The organism is Roseburia sp. OM04-10BH, from assembly GCF_003462605.1.
Taxonomy (GTDB): Bacteria; Bacillota; Clostridia; order Lachnospirales; family Lachnospiraceae; genus Roseburia_C; species Roseburia_C amylophila.
Genome location: NZ_QTZI01000004.1, coordinates 1 through 18252 on the forward strand (window position 1 = coordinate 1; position 18252 = coordinate 18252).

At 40.7% G+C, this 18252-nt stretch carries 20 protein-coding genes and 1 riboswitch; of the genes, 17 read left to right on the top strand and 3 right to left on the bottom strand.

From position 1 onward, the window contains the following. On the top strand, positions 1–693 hold a 693-nt coding region (locus tag DXB43_RS05225), incomplete at its 5' end, for a DUF6033 family protein (RefSeq protein ID WP_243006642.1). 31 nt (positions 694–724) lie between these two features. Then, the gene (locus DXB43_RS05230) at positions 725–988 is read left to right on the top strand and encodes an HTH domain-containing protein (RefSeq protein WP_306723538.1); all 264 of its coding nucleotides are present in this window, start codon (positions 725–727) and stop codon (positions 986–988) included. Between the two features lie 121 nt (positions 989–1109). Here DXB43_RS05230 and DXB43_RS05235 read toward each other — a convergent pair whose 3' ends face one another. Further along, positions 1110–1349, bottom strand: a complete 240-nt coding sequence (locus DXB43_RS05235; RefSeq protein ID WP_055232114.1) for a DUF6061 family protein — start codon at positions 1347–1349, stop codon at positions 1110–1112. 494 nt (positions 1350–1843) lie between these two features. Between DXB43_RS05235 and DXB43_RS05240 the strand changes: the two genes are divergently transcribed. Genes DXB43_RS05240 through DXB43_RS15410 form a run of 4 tightly spaced genes read left to right on the top strand, consistent with a single transcriptional unit; the run spans position 1844 to position 3104 of the window. Then, positions 1844–2485, top strand: coding sequence for a nitroreductase family protein (locus DXB43_RS05240; RefSeq protein ID WP_117698757.1), 642 nt, complete (start codon positions 1844–1846; stop codon positions 2483–2485). After that, positions 2482–2676: a hypothetical protein gene (locus tag DXB43_RS05245; RefSeq protein WP_147326044.1), complete on the top strand. Its 195-nt coding sequence runs from the start codon at positions 2482–2484 to the stop codon at positions 2674–2676. Before DXB43_RS05240 ends, DXB43_RS05245 begins: the two co-directional genes overlap by 4 nt. A 5-nt stretch (positions 2677–2681) precedes the next feature. Then, positions 2682–2942 (top strand): DUF3303 domain-containing protein, encoded by a 261-nt coding sequence (locus DXB43_RS05250; RefSeq protein ID WP_117947002.1) that lies wholly within the window; start codon positions 2682–2684, stop codon positions 2940–2942. A 24-nt stretch (positions 2943–2966) separates the two neighbouring features. Continuing rightward, the gene (locus DXB43_RS15410; protein ID WP_242986207.1) at positions 2967–3104 is read left to right on the top strand and encodes a hypothetical protein; all 138 of its coding nucleotides are present in this window, start codon (positions 2967–2969) and stop codon (positions 3102–3104) included. A gap of 262 nt (positions 3105–3366) precedes the next feature. On the opposite strand, the gene DXB43_RS15005 is transcribed toward DXB43_RS15410, so the two are convergent. Continuing rightward, positions 3367–3549, bottom strand: coding sequence for a DUF6774 domain-containing protein (locus DXB43_RS15005; RefSeq protein WP_147337975.1), 183 nt, complete (start codon positions 3547–3549; stop codon positions 3367–3369). Positions 3550–3665: 116 nt separating this feature from the next. Between DXB43_RS15005 and DXB43_RS05260 the strand changes: the two genes are divergently transcribed. The 11 genes from DXB43_RS05260 to DXB43_RS05315 all read left to right on the top strand — a co-directional run bounded on the left by DXB43_RS05260 (position 3666) and on the right by DXB43_RS05315 (position 16264). After that, positions 3666–4169: a cysteine hydrolase family protein gene (locus DXB43_RS05260; protein ID WP_117698751.1), complete on the top strand. Its 504-nt coding sequence runs from the start codon at positions 3666–3668 to the stop codon at positions 4167–4169. Positions 4170–4258: 89 nt separating this feature from the next. Then, positions 4259–4726: an acyl-CoA thioesterase gene (locus tag DXB43_RS05265; RefSeq protein ID WP_117947003.1), complete on the top strand. Its 468-nt coding sequence runs from the start codon at positions 4259–4261 to the stop codon at positions 4724–4726. Positions 4727–4732: 6 nt separating this feature from the next. Continuing rightward, positions 4733–7369 carry a DNA polymerase I gene (gene polA / locus DXB43_RS05270; RefSeq protein WP_117947004.1) on the top strand — a complete coding sequence of 879 codons (2637 nt, stop codon included), beginning with the start codon at positions 4733–4735 and terminating at the stop codon, positions 7367–7369. A gap of 15 nt (positions 7370–7384) precedes the next feature. Continuing rightward, on the top strand, positions 7385–7999 hold the full coding sequence (coaE, locus tag DXB43_RS05275) for a dephospho-CoA kinase (RefSeq protein WP_022244071.1): 615 nt from the start codon (positions 7385–7387) through the stop codon (positions 7997–7999). Continuing rightward, positions 7992–10250, top strand: a complete 2259-nt coding sequence (locus DXB43_RS05280) for a cell division FtsA domain-containing protein (RefSeq protein ID WP_117947005.1) — start codon at positions 7992–7994, stop codon at positions 10248–10250. The genes coaE and DXB43_RS05280 overlap by 8 nt, the downstream gene beginning before the upstream one ends. 20 nt (positions 10251–10270) lie before the next feature. Continuing rightward, positions 10271–11068, top strand: a complete 798-nt coding sequence (locus DXB43_RS05285; RefSeq protein WP_117698746.1) for an MBL fold metallo-hydrolase — start codon at positions 10271–10273, stop codon at positions 11066–11068. Positions 11069–11103: 35 nt separating this feature from the next. Beyond that, positions 11104–11388, top strand: a complete 285-nt coding sequence (locus DXB43_RS05290) for an ACT domain-containing protein (protein WP_022244074.1) — start codon at positions 11104–11106, stop codon at positions 11386–11388. Positions 11389–11492: 104 nt separating this feature from the next. Continuing rightward, positions 11493–12857 carry a PFL family protein gene (locus DXB43_RS05295; protein WP_117698745.1) on the top strand — a complete coding sequence of 455 codons (1365 nt, stop codon included), beginning with the start codon at positions 11493–11495 and terminating at the stop codon, positions 12855–12857. A gap of 24 nt (positions 12858–12881) precedes the next feature. Beyond that, the gene (locus DXB43_RS05300) at positions 12882–14075 is read left to right on the top strand and encodes a glycosyltransferase family protein (RefSeq protein ID WP_117947006.1); all 1194 of its coding nucleotides are present in this window, start codon (positions 12882–12884) and stop codon (positions 14073–14075) included. A gap of 42 nt (positions 14076–14117) precedes the next feature. Beyond that, positions 14118–14198, top strand: a riboswitch (ZMP/ZTP riboswitch). A 134-nt stretch (positions 14199–14332) separates the two neighbouring features. Further along, positions 14333–15046, top strand: coding sequence for an IMP cyclohydrolase (locus DXB43_RS05310; protein WP_117947008.1), 714 nt, complete (start codon positions 14333–14335; stop codon positions 15044–15046). Between the two features lie 39 nt (positions 15047–15085). Beyond that, complete coding sequence (locus DXB43_RS05315; protein ID WP_117947009.1) at positions 15086–16264, top strand: phosphoribosylaminoimidazolecarboxamide formyltransferase; 1179 nt, start codon at positions 15086–15088, stop codon at positions 16262–16264. Between the two features lie 545 nt (positions 16265–16809). Here the strand turns inward: DXB43_RS05315 and DXB43_RS05320 are convergent. Next, on the bottom strand, positions 16810–18069 hold the full coding sequence (locus DXB43_RS05320) for a nucleotidyltransferase (protein WP_117947010.1): 1260 nt from the start codon (positions 18067–18069) through the stop codon (positions 16810–16812). Positions 18070–18252 lie beyond the last annotated feature (183 nt).

Below are 18252 nucleotides of genomic sequence, written 5' to 3' on the forward strand. Positions count from 1 at the left end.
GGAGGTAGGATTATGGCAATTACAGGTATCAATAACAGTAGTTACACATCGTATTATGCATCAGGGTACAAGAACACGGTTAAAAAGGCAGCTTGTGATATTCAAAAAACAAAGGAAAATTCACTGGTGGGCAAAACAGAAGAGAGTCAGGAAGATTATGTAAAAAAATTGCAGGAAAAAAATCCTCAAATAGATATTGTGGCAGGAAGTTCGGATAAAAATGTAAAAACAGCTAATCGTACAGGAAAAACGGATGTGAGGATTGCTCCTGAGATTTTAAATAGGATGATGAGTAATCCAAAGGTTGCCACAAAATATGAAAATATGTTGTCAAAAATTCCAGCATTAGATAGATGGGCTGACTCAATGATTAAATCAATGACTGGTAGTGAAGTTAAGTATCGTCAGATATGGATAGATAAGGATGGTAATATGGGCTCCATGGTTATTACAGGACCAAGCGAAGAACAAAAAAGGGCTTATGAAGATAGAAAAATCGAGAAAAAGAAAGAAAATGAACAAAAACTTGTGGAACGGAGAGCTGAAAGAAAAGAGCAGATGAAGAAAATTCAGGAAGATAGACGCACAATATTTGCAATTGGTACGGATATGAAAAGCATTACAGAGAATGTTGTAGCACAGGCAGTAGGTACAGCTCCATCTATCGGAGGAAGTTGTGATGTTAAGGCATAAAAGGATTCGGTAAAAGGGAAATATCAAATTGGTGCATTGGTTGGAACTGCTTGTTTCCTATTATGGCATATCCAAGCTAACGATAGCAAAAATGGCTGGTGTTGAGGAAAATGATATTGACAGGCTTTTAGTCAATCCACCAGAAAAAGTTGAAATCGAAGTAAAGTATAAAATTGATGTGACGGTTATGGAGGGAGTATCCCAAACAATATTAAAAAAGGTAATCTTAGTGCTGTTGAAAATAAGCCGGATGATCAAGAGTAAATGTACGTTCAGATTTTCTGGGTGCTCTTGACATACCGGCTTATTTTTGCTATTAAATAAACAACGGCTTAACAACAGAAAACTGCTGTTAAGCCGCATCAATTATCATAGAAGATCTGAATTTACAGAAAAAATTTCACACCGTCGAAAAATCACCATAGTTCTAATGAATCTTCTGCATCTACCCACATCTGCATATTCCCGTCCAAATATAATCGTACATATTCAAGTGGTTCATCAATAGCAAGTGCGTTTAATGCACAGTCTGATCCGGGTGTAGTTTTTAAATTCTTTTCAGCTTCCCAGCAATCAATGCGGAGCATATAGCCAGCAGAGGTGTAAACATCAATACTATTGCGCTGTGGATTGTATTCTGCAAATATTGTTCTCATCGTATCTTATCTCTCCTTATCATTCAATCAATTATCAGTTACAAAAATCAGAAGCATTTCAATCAGTTCACCATGTCACTTTTATTTTGTGTTATACTGTTTTATAGATTTTTCTTGCCCTTGTATTTGCCCTTATCAGAGTTCGTAAACACTGATGGGACGATATAACACAAGGGAAACAATAAGGAAAAGCTCACCTGCGATAAATCCAGTGTTTTCAAGGGCTTGTGGAGAATTTAATAACAAAATATAACAGTTATTAAATCTCTTAAAACAGGTGAAATCTCAATTCAAGTTTATGGAATTGGAAAACCGGAAGTTGTATGTTTTATCAATTACAGGTTCTAAAACTGAATAAATCAGAAATTAAGAGTAGATAACCTGAAATATGGTTATCTATTTTTAATCGTCTTGATTTTCTTTACCATTGAATTTTTTATGGGAAGATATGATATACTTGATTTAATTAGATGAACGAAAGCGAGGATATTGTAATGGATATATTAGAAATTATGAAAGAAAGACACAGCGTAAGACAGTATAAAAATCAGACTATCGAACCATCGAAAAGAGAAGAAATCAACTCTTTGATAAATGACGTCAATGCTGAGAGTAAATTATCAATTCAGGCTTTTTATGACGAACCGAAGTGCTTTAATTCCTTTATGGCTCATTATGGGAAGTTTGAAAATGTGAAGAATTATATTGCCATTGTTGGAAATAAGAATGATCAGGAAAAGGCGGGATATTATGGTGAGAAGATTGTTTTGAAATGTCAGGAACTTGGTCTTAATACCTGCTGGGTAGCAATGACGCATGGTAAATCAAAAGCAGAAATAGAAAGAGGACAGAAACTGTTAATCATTATTTCACTGGGATATGGAAAAACACAGGGAGTTCCACATAAAAGTAAGAGTATAGTGGAACTTGGAAAGGCAGACCAGAGTACAGAATGGTTTGACAGAGGTATGGAAGCAGTAAGTCTTGCACCTACTGCCGTAAACCAGCAGAAGTTTCAGTTGGAACTGAAAAATGGAAAAGTTACAGCAAAAAATCTTGGAGGATTTTATTCTAAGATAGATCTTGGAATTGTCAAATATCACTTTGAAGCAGTAACTGGACATGAGGTAAAATGATGCATACAAAGAAAGATATAGATAAGCTGGCGGCAGATTTTGAACAATGCCAGAAAATTCTGCTTGCACTGGGAGATGAAAATAGACAGCATATGATTTTGGAAATGATGAAAATGGGGGATTGTAACGAGGTGCGTGTAAATGAGATTACAGAGGAGTTGAGTAAAGTAGAAAGTCTGATTTGGAGGTAGGAACTATGCTATACATGGTAATTGAAAAATATAAAGACAAAGAAGCTGTTTACAGGAGATTTCATGAAAAAGGGCGGATGATGCCAACAGGTGTAACCTATGTCAACAGTCGGGTTGCAGAAGACGGTAATACCTGTTATCAAATCAATGAAGCTGAAAGTTTGGAAGTGTTGCAGGAGTGGGCTTCGAATTGGAATGATGTTACTGATTTTACATTTATACCGGTAATAAGTAGCCATGAAATGAGCGAAAAAATGAAGAAGTAGACAATTCAGGTTTGGAGGAACAATATGGTACGAAAAGCAGAAAAACAGGATTTAGAAATACTGGCAAATTTAGCAGTACAAATGTGGGACAGCCATTCGGTCAGTGAACTGATTACTGAATTCTCAGAAATTATGGAAAAAAGAAACACTCAATTTTTTTGAAATATGAAAATGATATTCCAATTGGCTTTGCACAATGCCAGTTGCGGTATGATTATGTAGAAGGAACAAAAACCAGTCCGGTTGGATACTATAGATAGTGTTCTATTTCATAAAGCAATGAATTTTACAGAAGCAAACAGAATTATTTGCTTTACCAAGACATTATAAAAGAATGCAGAGAAGTAGTTTATAGAGATACTTCTCTGCATTTTTGCTGTCGGGCATCCGAAAGAGGCTGCCGGTGGCAAGTCCGGTAGGTAAGTTATGGTACATCTTCCGCAGAAGCAGCAGGCTCACAGATTGATTTCCGGGCGGCAAGATTTGCAAGCATATCACTTAATACCACCAGGTCTGCAGCAAGGAGCGTAAGTTCATCGGTCGACAGGCATTCGGACAACTGGCAGGAAATTGTGGAGAGGTAAAAAAGATTTGTACAGTTTGACATAGCGGTTGACCATAAGATATTTATGATATGGTATGCAACTGTCAGAGAAAATGTGTATAATAAAAGAAAATAACTTCCGATAGATAATTGGTAAAAGGGAATGAAAGGAATCAAATATGAAAACACTGATTGTAGTAGATATGCAGAATGACTTTATCGATGGTTCACTTGGAACCAGAGAGGCACAAGAAATTGTACCGAAGGTAAAAGAGAAAATCAAAGAGTATCAGGAGCGTGGGGACGAGATCATTTTTACCAGGGATACCCATCAGTCAGATTATCTTAGTACACCGGAGGGAAAGAAGCTTCCGGTGGAGCATTGCATTGAAGGAACAAAGGGCTGGGAGATTGCAGAAGGCTTGGAGGTGCCGGGATGCAGCTGTATTAATAAACCGACCTTTGGATGGACACACTGGTCGGAGAGAAACTTTGAAGAAATAGAATTATGCGGACTTTGTACGGATATCTGTGTGGTATCTAATGCCTTGATTTTGAAAGCGGAATTTCCAGATGTAGAGATTACAGTAGATGCTACATGTTGTGCCGGAGTGACGCCGGAATCCCATAAGGCGGCGCTTACTACTATGAAAATGTGTCAGATTCAGGTAATTGGAGAGTAGAAAGGCGTAATAATTCGAAAAGAATCCCTTCGACGCTTGAACGTCGTTCGTTTTTTGAGTATAATCGTTTCGTAAGGAAGGTGACAGATATGAAGGATACAAGAGTTGATATTTATCATGGAGTAACACCAATTAAGGTAAAACCGTATGAGCACAATGTAAAATATTATGAGACAGACCAGATGGGGATTGTGCATCATTCCAATTATATCCGTTGGATGGAAGAGGCACGCATGGACTTGATGGATCAGATGGGCTTCAGCTATAAACAGATGGAAGACCAGGAAATTATCAGTCCGGTGCTGTCTGTACAGTGTGAATATAAGAGCATGGTACGATTCGGAGATACTGTTGTTATTGAAACAGCCATTGCAGGTTACAATGGAATCAAACTCAGTGTCCGTTATCGTATGACAGACAAAGAGACCGGAGAACTCCGTACCATTGCAGCCAGTGAGCACTGCTTCTTAGATCGTAATGGCAAGCCGATTTCCTTGAAACGGTCATACCCTGAGATAGATACAAAATTCTTCCAGATGATGGATGAGGAAAGTTAGGACAAGATGAGCGAAAAATTAGTTCTGATCGATGGACACAGTATATTAAACCGGGCATTTTTTGGATTACCGGATTTGACCAATGCAGAGGGACTTCATACCAATGCAGTATATGGTTTCTTAAACATTTTATTTAAAATATTAGAGGAAGAGCAGCCGGAGTATCTTACGGTTGCTTTTGATGTGCATGCACCAACATTCCGTCATAAGATGTTTGATGCATACAAGGGAACGAGAAAACCGATGGCAGAAGAATTGCGGCAGCAGGTACCGCTGATGAAAGAAATGCTGCGTGCCATGGGAGTTACGGTAATTGAAAAAGAAGGCTTGGAAGCAGACGACCTATTGGGAACCATAGCAAAGCGCAGTGAAGCAGCAGGCTATGAAGTGTCTGTAGTGTCCGGAGACCGGGACTTATTGCAGCTTGCCAGTGACCATATTAAGATCCGGATTCCAAAGACTAAGCGGACCGGAACGGAAATCGAAGATTATAATACCAAAGAGGTATTGGAAAAATATCAGGTTACACCATTGCAGTTTATTGATGTAAAGGCGCTGATGGGCGATACCGCAGATAATATTCCGGGTGTACCGGGAATCGGCGAAAAGACAGCCACGAACCTGATTGTGGCATATGGCAGCATTGAAAATGCATATGCCCATGTAGAAGAGATTAAGCCAAACCGTGCGAAAGAGATGTTAAAAGAGCATTATGATATGGCACAGTTGAGTAAGACACTGGCTACCATTAAGATAGATGCAGACATCCCATATGATATCAGGGAAGCAAGAATTGGCAATTTATATACACCGGAAGCTTATATGATGTGTAAGCGTCTGGAATTTAAGAATCTTTTGAAACGGTTTGAAGTGGACACACCGGTAAATACCGGAGAGGAAAACTTTAAACGAATCGAGGATTTTGCTGGGGTAGAAGATTTTTTTGAAAAGGCAAAGAAGCAGCAGGCAGCAGGCTTCCAGTTGATTTATGAAAAGGATGTTGTGCTTGGACTTGCAGTTGCATGCACAAAAGAAGATGTGGCATATATTCCGGTTGCGGGATTTGTGACAGAGCAGTATCTATTCGAACAGAGCAGACAGCTTCTTGCAGCAGGCACAGAGATTCGCACCTTTGATTTAAAACCACAGCTTAAATGGATAGAAGCCGATGAAAAGAGTCATATTTTTGATGTGAAAATAGCAGCTTATTTATTAAACCCATTGAAAAATGACTATGCTTATGAAGACATTGCAAAAGACTATCTTGATTTGATGGTGCCATCAAAAGAGGATTATCTTGGAAAGAAAGATTTTGTCACAGCATCGGAAGAAAAGCCGGAAGAATTCTTGAAAATGGCGTGTTATCAGGCATATATTAATTTAATGGCAAAAGAGCCGCTGGCAAAGCAGTTAGAAGAAGAGGGCATGAAAGAACTCTTTGATAAAATAGAAATGCCGCTGGTATATACCTTATCTGATATGGAAAAGGAAGGCATTGCTATTGATGCAGATGCCTTAAAAGAATATGGAGAGAATCTTGCAGTATCCATAGATAAAATTGAAAAAGAAATCTATGAAGAAGCCGGTGAGACCTTTAATATCAATTCACCAAAACAGCTTGGTGTGATTCTTTTTGAAAAATTGCAGATGCCAAATGGCAAGAAGACCAAGACCGGATATTCTACTGCAGCAGATGTACTGGAAAAGCTGGCACCGGATTATCCGATTGTATCAAAAATATTAGAGTACCGTCAGCTGACCAAATTAAAATCCACATATGCCGACGGACTGGCTGCATTTATTGCAGAGGATGGACGGATTCACAGTACATTCCAGCAGACCATAACAGCCACCGGACGTTTAAGCAGTACAGACCCGAATTTACAGAACATTCCAATCCGGATGGAATTGGGACGGCTGATTCGTAAAGTGTTTTTACCGAGAGAAGGTTATGTATTCTTAGACGCGGATTATTCCCAGATAGAGCTTCGTTTGCTGGCACATATGTCAGGAGATAAAAATCTGATTGATGCATATAAGCATGCAGAAGATATTCATGCGATTACTGCATCCAAGGTATTTCATGTGCCGTTCGAAGAAGTAACACCACTGCAGCGAAGAAATGCAAAGGCGGTAAACTTTGGTATTGTCTATGGAATCAGTTCCTTCGGATTAAGTCAGGATTTAAGTATTACAAGAAAAGAAGCAGAACAGTATATTAAGAGCTATTTTGAAACCTATCCGGGAATCAAGTCATTCTTAGACGGACTGGTAGAGGATGGCAGGACAAAAGGCTATGTCACAACAATGTTTGGCAGAAGAAGACCGGTGCCGGAGTTATCCTCCAGTAATTTCATGCAGCGTTCCTTTGGAGAACGTGTGGCAATGAATGCACCGATTCAGGGTTCTGCAGCAGATATTATTAAAATAGCCATGATTCATGTACATGACCGCCTGAAAGAGGAAGGCTTGAAATCAAAACTGATTTTACAGGTACATGACGAACTTTTGGTTGAGACCTGTAAAGAAGAACAGCAGCAGGTAGAGAAGATTTTGAAAGAAGAAATGCTTCATGCAGCAGACCTTGCGGTAACCTTAGAGGTAGATATGCATGCCGGAAATAACTGGTACGAAGCAAAATAGGATAAGGCAGAAATTATGAAATTTATCGGAATTACCGGAGGCGTAGGAGCCGGAAAAACAGAAATATTAAAATACCTTGCCGGCAGAGAAGATACGAAAGTAATGCTGGCGGATGATATCGCAAGAGAACTTTCTGAGCCGGGACAGTCCTGTAACGAAAAATTGCAGGAGCTGTTTGCGGGAACAGATGTTTTTGATGAAAAGGGGAAGATGAACCGTCCGAAGGCGGCAGCCATTATTTTCAAGGATGAAGCCAGGCGGAATGGAATGAATGAGATTTTGCATCCGGCAGTAAAGGAATATGTGCTCCATGTATTAGAGCAGGAAAAGGAAGAAGGCAGGCTTCGTTATCTGGTATTGGAAGCGGCATTATTAATCGAAGAACATTATGATGAAATTTGCGATGAATTATGGTATATTTATACTTCAGAGGAGAATCGCAGAGCAAGGCTGAAGCAGTCGAGAGGCTACAGTGATGAAAAAATCAGTGAAATGTTTGAAAGCCAGCTTTGCGAGAACGAATACCGCAGACATTGCAAAGTGGTAATTGATAATAATGGTACGACGGAAGAAACCATTGCACAGGTAAGAACGATAATAGAGAATGAGGGAGAAAATACCAATGGATAATGCAGAACAGAATGCAAATCAATTTGTATTTGGCTTGGATATCGGAACAAGAAACGTAGTTGGAACAGTTGGATATCGGGAAGGCAAAGACTTCTATGTGGCAGCCCAGTATATGAAAGAGCATGAAACCAGAGCTATGCTGGATGGTCAGATTCATGACATCGGAAGAGTAGGCAGAACAATTGCAGAAGTAAAGGCAGAATTAGAAGGGCAGTTAGAGGCAAAGCTTACCGATGTCTGCATTGCTGCCGCTGGTCGTGTACTGAAAACCGTGACCACCAGCGTGGAATATGAATTCGCAGAAGAGACCGTAGTAACTGCAGAACATATACATACTCTGGATTTACTGGGAGTAGACCATGCCCAGCAGATTTTAAAAGAGAGGAATGATACCCGTTACAAATTTTACTGTGTGGGATATTCCGTTGTAAAATATTATATCAATGATGAAGTCTTTTCCAATATCGAAGGACATAAGGCAGAGAAAATTTCGGAGGATGTTATCGTAACCTTCCTGCCGGAGGACGTTGTAGATGGTCTGTATTCCGCAGTAGGGCAGGCTGGATTAAATGTTGCCAATCTGACTTTGGAGCCTATTGCTGCAATCAACGTAGCAATTCCGGAGGCCTTTCGAATGTTAAATATTGCATTGGTTGATGTGGGAGCCGGAACATCCGACATCTGTGTCACCAGAGACGGAAGCATTATTGCATATGGCATGATTCCTTATGCCGGAGATGAGCTGACCGAATTAATTGTACAGCATTATCTGGTGGATTTTAATATGGCAGAACATATGAAGCTGACATCCGGTATGGCGGATGAAGTGGAATTTACCGATATCATGAGCATTACCCATACGATTCCATCTGAAGAAATCTGGGATTTAACCCATGATACGGTAGATAAGATTACCACTGAAGTAGCAGAGAAAATCAAAGAGTTAAATGGTGATAAATCAGTCAGTGCAGCCTTCGTAGTTGGTGGTGGCGGCAAAATCCATGGATTTACGGAAATGCTTGCAGACAAGCTTGAAATTCCAAGAGAGCGTGTAGCATTACGTGGAGAAGAAGTTTTAAAAGAGGTTCATTTTGCACAGGAAGAGATTAAGAAAGACCCATTACTGGTAACACCGATTGGAATCTGTCTTAATTATTATGACCAGAAGAATAATTTCATTATGGTCCGGTTTAACGGAGAACGCTTAAAGCTTTATGATAACAGCCATCTTACCATTGTGGACGCTGCATTGCAGGCGGGCTTCCCGAATGAAGCACTGTTCCCAAGACGGGGCAAGGCAGTAGAGTTTACCGTAAATGGCAAGCCGAGAATCGTCCGTGGAGAACCGGGAGAATCAGCCATTGTTAAAGTGGACGGAAGAGTAGTCAGCATCAATACACCACTGGTTCCGAATTCCGAGATTACCATAGAAGCCTCTACCATTGGAAAAGAAGCCGTATCTACGATTGAACAGTTAGATGAATATACATCCTCCACCATTACCTTCCAGGTCAATGGCATCAATATTACCTGCCCGAAATTTGTTCAGGTCAATGGAAGCCTTGAACCTTCTAATTATGTTATTCAGGAAGGGGACGAAATCGAAACCAGAAACTTCTATACCATTGGACAGCTGGCAGAGTTTATGGATGTGCGGATTGATGAAGAAGCCGGAATTATCTTAAATGGAAAACCGGCAGATATGGGATCTCTTTGTTATGAGAACTTTGAAATCGAATGGAGTGCTTCTGCCTATGAAAGCGGTGAACGTCATATTTCCTATGGACAGGCAGACCACAGATTTGATGCCGGACCGGAAGAAGTTTCAACAGAAGAAAGCGCAGACAGTGCAGCTGAAGTTCATGAGACAGAAGCTTCTGTGGCAGCTGAATCTGTGACAGACGAAAATGCTGCGGATGAAAATGCAGCAGATGGCATTCAAACGGCAGGTGCAGAGCCGGCAGTTGAAACGAATACAGATTCTGCAGCAGAAGCAGCAGCCGATGCACCGGTGCAGAAACCGACAGAGCCGGAAAGCAAAGAATTACATATTATTGCAAACAATCAGGAAATTACTTTAAGTGGCAAAGAAGAATATGTATTCGTGGATATTTTTGATTATATTGATTTTGATTTGTCAGCATCCCACGGAAGAGCAATTGTAACTTTAATCAATGGCGTGGATGCCCAGTATACACAGGTATTGCAGGACGGCGATAAAATTGAAGTGTACTGGAAAGAGAATTACTAAATAGAAAGAGACATAAGAAAATGGAATTATGCAGTATTGCAAGTGGAAGCAGTGGAAACTGTATCTACGCAGGAACAGAAAGCAGCCATCTGATGATTGATGCCGGAATCAGTGGAAAGCGCATTGAAGCAGGATTAAACAGTATCGGTTTGAAAACCGCGGAAATGCAGGCATTGCTTGTGACCCACGAACATTCAGACCACATTTCCGGTCTTGGCGTGGTAGCAAGAAAATATGGAATTCCAATCTATGCCACGGCAGAGACCATTGAGGCAGTCAAAGGGATTTCCAGTGTGGGAAAAGTAGATGAGACATTGTTTCATCCTATCGAAGCCGGAGTGGAATTTCAGATTGGAGATATTACGGTGGAGCCGGTATCCATTTCCCATGATGCCGCAAATCCGGTGGCATACATCATGAAACAGTCAGATAAAAAGATGGCGGTCATTACTGATTTAGGGAAATATGACAATTATCTTATAGACAAGCTGCAGGATTTAGATGTATTATTGTTAGAAGCAAATCATGATGTGCGTATGCTTCAGGTGGGCAGTTATCCTTATCCTCTGAAACAGCGGATATTAGGGGACAGAGGACATCTTTCCAATGAGAGCAGTGGACAATTTTTAGGGCAGCTTCTGCATGATAAGTTTAAAAAAGTAGTATTGGGGCATCTGAGCAAGGAAAATAATCTGGCAGAACTGGCATATGAGACAGTGCGCCAGGAAGTAGAACAGGGTGAGAACCCGTACCACGGAAATGATTTTCCAATCCAGGTAGCAAAGCGGGACGAAGTGTCTGAGCTTATCCGGATTTAAGAATATTAAGAAAGCAAAAATAAGAGGAGAACAAAATGGAAAAGACACAGAGCAAGACAATTATTACTGTAGTAGGAAAAGATACTGTAGGAATTATCGCAAAAGTTTGTACTTATTTATCAGAACAGCATATCAATGTACTGGATATTTCACAGACTATCATTGACGGATTCTTCAATATGATGATGATTGTTGATTTAAATACATCCAAAACACCATTTGCTGAGTGTTCTGCAGCACTGGAAAAATTAGGTGAGGAAATCGGTGTTACCATCAAATGTCAGAGAGAAGAAATCTTTGATATGATGCACAGAATTTAATACGACTTACATAAAAGGGAACTGCTGTTGGCAGGTCACTAAGGCGTATCAATGAAAATACAGGAAATGAGCTGTGTAGAAAGGCAGAATATAGGAGACAAAAAATGATTAATATAATGGAAGTAAGCGAAACCAATAAAATGGTGGAGCATGAGAACTTAGATGTCCGTACCATTACCATTGGAATCAGTCTTTTGGATTGTATTGATTCTGATTTAAAGAAGTTAAACGATAACATTTATAAGAAAATTACTACAGTGGCAAAGGATCTGGTATCAGCAGGAAATCAGATTGAGCAGGAATTTGGAATCCCAATCGTAAATAAAAGAATTTCCGTTACACCAATTGCACTGGTTGGCGGGGCAGCCTGCAAGACACCGGAAGATTTTGCAACCATCGCAGATACTATGGATGCAGCAGCCAAAGCAGTAGGAGTAAACCTGATTGGTGGATATTCTGCACTGGTATCCAAGGGAATGACAAAGGCAGATGAGCTTTTAATCCGTTCTATTCCAATGGCACTTTGCCGTACCGAAAGAGTCTGCAGTTCTGTAAATCTTGCATCCACAAAAACCGGAATTAACATGGATGCTGTAAAATTAATGGGAGAGATTCTCTTAGAGGTGGCAGAGCAGTCTAAGGACAGAGATTCTGTAGACTGTATGAAACTGGTTGTATTCTGTAATGCACCGGATGACAACCCGTTTATGGCAGGCGCATTCCATGGTGTAACAGAGGCAGATGCGGTAATCAATGTTGGTGTCAGCGGACCGGGTGTTGTAAAGACTGCATTGGAAAAAGTCCGTGGAGAGAACTTTGAAGTATTATGTGAGACCATCAAGAAGACTGCATTTAAAGTAACCCGTGTAGGTCAGCTTGTAGCACAGGAAGCGTCGAGAATTTTAAATATTCCATTTGGTATTGTAGATTTATCTCTGGCACCAACTCCTGCAATCGGAGACAGTGTAGCAGATATTCTTTGTGAAATTGGTCTGGAATATGCAGGTGCACCGGGAACGACAGCAGCCCTTGCTCTTTTAAATGACCAGGTTAAGAAGGGCGGCGTAATGGCATCTTCTTATGTCGGTGGTTTAAGTGGTGCATTTATTCCGGTCAGCGAAGACCAGGGAATGATTAATGCAGTACAGGCAAATGCCATTACACTGGAGAAATTAGAAGCAATGACCTGTGTATGTTCCGTAGGTCTCGATATGATTGCAATTCCGGGTGATACCAAGGCAACTACCATTTCCGGTATTATTGCAGATGAAATGGCACTTGGAATGATTAACCAGAAGACTACAGCAGCCCGTCTGATTCCGGTAATCGGAAAGGGAGTAGGCGATACTGTAGAATTTGGTGGATTATTCGGCTATGCACCGATTATGCCGGTAAACCAGTATTCCTGTGATGCATTTATCAACCGTGGGGGAAGAATTCCTGCACCAATTCACAGCTTTAAGAACTAGGATTTTTTGAAATGGAGAAAGAAAATGAGTGATATCCGTAAACTTGTGTTTTTTGAACGAGGCGTAGAAACATTAACTTATTTTTCACATGAGATGGCAGCGTCATTTCGCAAGATGGGATATCAGATTTTCTTCTTTGACATTCAGGCAGAATATGCTGACACGAAACGATTAAGCCGCTTTTTAAAAAGTGGCGAGACCGCAGTCATTACCTTTAACTTTATCGGATTAAGCGGAGAGGAGTTCCTGTTGGAAACAGAGTCTCAGTCTGTCTTTGCCAGCAGAAATATTCCGGTCTATTGTATTCTTGTGGACCATCCGTTGTATTATCATAAGCAGCTTGATGAGACAATTCCGAATCTGACTGTGTTCTGTATCGACCGTCAGCATATTTCTTATATGAAACGGTTTTATAAAGGGATTCCCTGTCATTTTTTACCATTGGCAGGGAATTTTCTGATGGATGGGGAAGAGCGAGTCCCAACAGATTTTATTCCATATGAGAATCGGGAATATGAAGTGGGTTTTATCGCAAACTATGTGCATCTTCCGGCAATTGAAGAGCATTTTACCAGCCAGACGAAGGAATATATTGAATTCTATCATGAGATATTAAATTATCTCCGCCTGCATCCGTCAGAGCCGTTAGATTCTGCCATGGAGCATTTTGTCCGCCGGGAGATTCCGGAAGTAACGGAGCGGGAGCTGATGGCATGCTTTGCAGGAATACTTTTTTTGGATATGTATAACCGGACTTATTTCCGTGGAGAAACGGTGCGGACATTGGTAGACAATGGAGTACGGGTACATGTTTTTGGCAAAGGGTGGGAGAATCTTAAGGTAAAACATCCGGAGAATCTTATTTTAAACGGAAGGCAGCTTGATTCTGCCGAATGCGTAAAAATCATTCGGAATACCAAGATTGCATTGAATACCATGCCATGGTTTAAGGATGGAGCCCATGACAGAATTTTTACAGCCATGTTAAATAAAGCAGTATCCCTGACAGATGGCAGCATTTATTTAAAGGAGCGTTTCTGCGATGGAAAAGATCTGGCATTTTATGAGTTAGAGCATCTGGATGCATTGCCGGAACAGGTATTATCCATGCTGGGACATCCGAAGAAAATGAAAGAAATCATAGAATATTCTTATGAACGGGCACTTAAGGAAGATACCTGGGCGAACCGTGCAGAACGTCTGAGAGAGTTCTTATAGGAAGAATTCCTTGACAAGTGTTTTGGAATATGTTTTACTAAATTCAGGTCATATGACTGACGGAACCGTGGGAATAACCACATGAAGTATGACCTGAGAAAGCCGACCGTCTGGGCAGTTAAGCTCGGGATACGTGTCGGTATTTTTTATGTATGCAAACAGGAAAAGTCACAGGAAAAATTCGAAAGAGAAAGAGACTTTGACAAAAGCTGCAGCAACTTTAAAAATTACATGGAGCGTAAGAAGGAGGAACAAAAATGAAGATGACTTCATTAGCAGAAGAACTTGGAAGCACTACTTATCCGGGAAGAGGAATTGTAATTGGAAAGTCGAAGAATGGAAAGTATGCGGTAACTGCTTATTTTATCATGGGAAGAAGCGAGAACAGCCGTAACCGTGTATTTGTTGAGGATGGAGAAGGAATCCGTACCCAGGCATTTGACCCTGCAAAATTAAGTGACCCAAGTCTTATTATTTATGCACCGGTTCGTGTACTGGGCAATAAGACCATTGTAACCAATGGAGACCAGACAGATACCATTTATGAACTGATGGATAAACAGCAGACCTTCGAACAGGCATTAAGAACCAGAGAATTTGAGCCGGACGCACCTAACTATACACCGCGTATTTCCGGAATCATGCATGTGGAAGATGGAAAATACAATTATGCAATGTCTATTTTAAAGAGCAACAATGGTAATCCGGATGCCTGCAACCGTTATACATTTGCTTATGAGAATCCGGTAGCTGGGGAAGGACATTTCATTCATACTTATATGAATGATGGAAATCCATTACCAAGCTTTGAGGGCGAGCCGGTACTGGTTGATATTGGAGATGACATTGATGCATTTACCGAACTGGTATGGAATAAACTGAATGCAGACAATAAGGTATCTTTATTTGTAAGATATATTGATATTGAAACCGGAAAATATGAAAGCCGCATTGTAAACAAGAACAAATAAGATTTTGTGAATAAGATTCGTGCGAGAGAGGAAAATAAAATGAAAGAATTAGAATTAAAATATGGTTGTAACCCAAATCAGAAACCATCCAGAATTTACATGGAAAATGGCGAATTGCCAATCAAAGTATTAAATGGTAAACCAGGTTATATTAACTTCTTAGACGCATTCAATGGCTGGCAGTTAGTAAAAGAATTAAAGAAAGCAACCGGACTTCCGGCAGCCACTTCTTTTAAACATGTTTCTCCGGCAGGTGCAGCAGTGGGACTTCCACTTTCTGAAGTAGAGCGTAAGATTTACTGGGTAGATGACATGGATGTAGAATTTACACCAATTGCTAATGCATATGCAAGAGCAAGAGGCGCTGACCGTATGTCCTCTTTCGGAGATTTCATTTCTCTTTCTGATGTTTGTGATAAAGCAACCGCACTTTTAATTAAAAGAGAAGTATCTGATGGAGTCATTGCACCGGGCTATGATGATGACGCATTAGAAATTTTAAAAGCAAAGAAAAATGGCAATTACAATGTCATTGAAATTGATCCTGACTATATTCCGGACCCAATCGAGCGGAAACAGGTATTTGGCGTTACCTTTGAGCAGGGAAGAAATGAGTTAAATATTGACGAGCATTTCTTTGACAATATTGTAACAGAAAACAAAGAGCTGCCGGAATCAGCAAAGAGAGATCTGGCAATTTCCATGATTACTTTAAAATATACACAGTCTAACTCCGTATGTTATGTAAAAGACGGACAGGCAATCGGTATTGGTGCCGGACAGCAGTCCCGTATCCACTGTACCAGATTAGCAGGCTCCAAAGCAGATAACTGGTGGTTACGCCAGTCTCCACAGGTACTGAATCTGCCATTTTTAGATAAAATCCGCAGAGCTGACCGTGATAATGCAATCGACCTATACATTGGCGAGGATTATATGGACGTACTTGCAGATGGCGAATGGGAGAAGATATTTAAGACCAGACCTGCTGTATTTACGGCAGAAGAAAAACGTGCATGGTTAGATAAGAATACCGGAGTATCTCTTGGCTCTGATGCGTTCTTCCCATTTGGAGATAACATCGAGCGCGCCCACAGAAGTGGCGTGCGGTATGTAGCACAGCCGGGCGGATCTATCCGTGATGACCATGTAATCGAAACCTGTAACAAATATGGTATGGTAATGAGCTTTACCGGAATCCGTCTGTTCCACCACTAAGAGCTGGAAAATCAGATAGGATTTGAAAGATAAGATTTTGCTTTGTGAAAGGACATTTAGTTCCTGCTATAAAATTCCGCAGTTACTAAGCAGTTTGTTTTTCTTTTTGAGATAAAAACAGTCTTTCCAATGTTTGACAAGATGTCTGTACGGTTCGTCGAAGTACGGATGCATAATAAAGGCTGTTAGGGGTACTTGGAATTTCGTCTGGCAACAGGCAACGCTGGCACAGGGATGTGCCAGCGAGGCGCATTTGAACATGGATGTGAATTTGCGCCGGTTGCCAGATAATGTGATGTATTATCCGAAATTCCCAGTGCCCCTTGCAGGCTTTATAGAGCATCCGTACCCGACGGACAGTGCAGACATCCGGTCAAAGCAACGGAAAGACAGTTTACATTCAAGAAAAACAAACTGCTAAGAACTGCTGAAATTTTACTGCCAAAGAACTAAGATATCCTTTTACAATCAAAATCTTAGTTCTTATCAAACGCTCTTTTGATTTTCCCACCAACCAAATGGTGGAATCAGACGGCACGGAAAATTCACACCCTTACAATATTGCGTACAAACTCGCTTCTGGCATCCTGCCCGGTTTTTCCGGACAGGATGTTTTCATATAATTCTCCGGCAAAGACATCCAGAACAAAAAGGCGTGCAGCATCAGAAGATAGCATAGAGGCTGCGTTGGCACTCTTAGAAATCATTGGAACATCCGCATAATTGCTTAAAATCGTGAGGAGCCGGGAGGCGTCTTTGCGGAATCCTAAGATACGAAGATAAGGAATGTAATCTAAGGATTTTCCCAAACGATAATCTTCAGATGTAATCTGAAGCAGAAGGTGCGTGAAAATCCGGCTGATTCTGGTATAAGTCATATCCTTTGTTTTCAGTAACTGGCAGAACTGCTCAAAGAAATGAAACTGTTTTTGCATATTTTTTATCCGGCGGGCAATTGCTTCAGTGGAATCACCATAGGAAGCCAGTTGTGCTTCACTCTGCTGTAACAGAAGGTAAGAGAGCGGAGCAGAAAAATCATTGGCAGAAACCGGCGGATAAAGATTAAGATATTCTTTTAAAATAGAATAAGCAGCTTCCGGCAGATATGGATTTAATGCAGTGATGTCATTCCAGCCGTTTGAAAGAAGCTCTTTTCTTATGGCAGTGGCAGAGGAAAGACTGCTGTTAAGTGCCGCTTCGTGATAGCTGTCTCCGGTCCGCTGAATCAGATAAGGGGTGATGGCGGCATTCTGAGCCTGAATCGCTTTTAAATATTCAATAGCAAGAATATTATTTGGCTCATTTAAAAGGCAGGCAAGTTCATCTGCCGGGATTTGCGGGTTGGCTTCTTTTAAATAGCTGCATACCGCCTGACTTCTTGCGGCAGGATAGGACATTCCTTTTTTGAGACAGGAAGAGAGAACTCCTTTGTAGTCCTCTGGTTCGGATACGAGCAGGGAAGCAACTTCTTTTAATAAAGAAAGGTTGTCTGTTTCTGCACCAAAGCAGAGGGTGTCTACGCAGCCACATTTACGCATGAGTGCAACACCTGCAGAAGCAAAAAGTTCGGCAGAAGCAGTTGCCCAGAGGGCTGGCAGCTCAATTACCAGGTCAGCACCGCAGCTTAAAGCCATTTCTGTTCGTGCATATTTGTCAATAAGAGCCGGTTCTCCCCGCTGGACGAAATTTCCACTCATGGCTGCGATAACGAAGTCAGCCTGGGTCAGGGAACGGATTTTTTCTATCTGGTAAGCATGACCGTTATGAAACGGATTGTATTCTGCAATGATTCCTATGATACGCATAAGTCCTCCAAAGTTACAAATAATATAGTTCTATCATAGCATTATTCCCATATTTTTGGCAAATTACTTATGGAAAGTATTCATAAGAAGAATTTCGAAAAAATATTTTTCTTTGCATTTTTTCAGACACTGTACTTGAACACCATTTAAAATAGGCGTATACTAAACATACATATGCGGATT

Coding starts and splice junctions, on each gene's coding strand:
- DXB43_RS05235 (WP_055232114.1), bottom strand. CDS start 1,349: ATGAGAACAATATTTGCAGAATACAATCCACAGCGCAATAGTATTGAT.
- DXB43_RS05240 (WP_117698757.1), top strand. CDS start 1,844: ATGGATATATTAGAAATTATGAAAGAAAGACACAGCGTAAGACAGTAT.
- DXB43_RS05245 (WP_147326044.1), top strand. CDS start 2,482: ATGATGCATACAAAGAAAGATATAGATAAGCTGGCGGCAGATTTTGAA.
- DXB43_RS05250 (WP_117947002.1), top strand. CDS start 2,682: ATGCTATACATGGTAATTGAAAAATATAAAGACAAAGAAGCTGTTTAC.
- DXB43_RS15410 (WP_242986207.1), top strand. CDS start 2,967: ATGGTACGAAAAGCAGAAAAACAGGATTTAGAAATACTGGCAAATTTA.
- DXB43_RS15005 (WP_147337975.1), bottom strand. CDS start 3,549: ATGTCAAACTGTACAAATCTTTTTTACCTCTCCACAATTTCCTGCCAG.
- DXB43_RS05260 (WP_117698751.1), top strand. CDS start 3,666: ATGAAAACACTGATTGTAGTAGATATGCAGAATGACTTTATCGATGGT.
- DXB43_RS05265 (WP_117947003.1), top strand. CDS start 4,259: ATGAAGGATACAAGAGTTGATATTTATCATGGAGTAACACCAATTAAG.
- polA (WP_117947004.1), top strand. CDS start 4,733: ATGAGCGAAAAATTAGTTCTGATCGATGGACACAGTATATTAAACCGG.
- coaE (WP_022244071.1), top strand. CDS start 7,385: ATGAAATTTATCGGAATTACCGGAGGCGTAGGAGCCGGAAAAACAGAA.
- DXB43_RS05280 (WP_117947005.1), top strand. CDS start 7,992: ATGGATAATGCAGAACAGAATGCAAATCAATTTGTATTTGGCTTGGAT.
- DXB43_RS05285 (WP_117698746.1), top strand. CDS start 10,271: ATGGAATTATGCAGTATTGCAAGTGGAAGCAGTGGAAACTGTATCTAC.
- DXB43_RS05290 (WP_022244074.1), top strand. CDS start 11,104: ATGGAAAAGACACAGAGCAAGACAATTATTACTGTAGTAGGAAAAGAT.
- DXB43_RS05295 (WP_117698745.1), top strand. CDS start 11,493: ATGATTAATATAATGGAAGTAAGCGAAACCAATAAAATGGTGGAGCAT.
- DXB43_RS05300 (WP_117947006.1), top strand. CDS start 12,882: ATGAGTGATATCCGTAAACTTGTGTTTTTTGAACGAGGCGTAGAAACA.
- DXB43_RS05310 (WP_117947008.1), top strand. CDS start 14,333: ATGAAGATGACTTCATTAGCAGAAGAACTTGGAAGCACTACTTATCCG.
- DXB43_RS05315 (WP_117947009.1), top strand. CDS start 15,086: ATGAAAGAATTAGAATTAAAATATGGTTGTAACCCAAATCAGAAACCA.
- DXB43_RS05320 (WP_117947010.1), bottom strand. CDS start 18,069: ATGCGTATCATAGGAATCATTGCAGAATACAATCCGTTTCATAACGGT.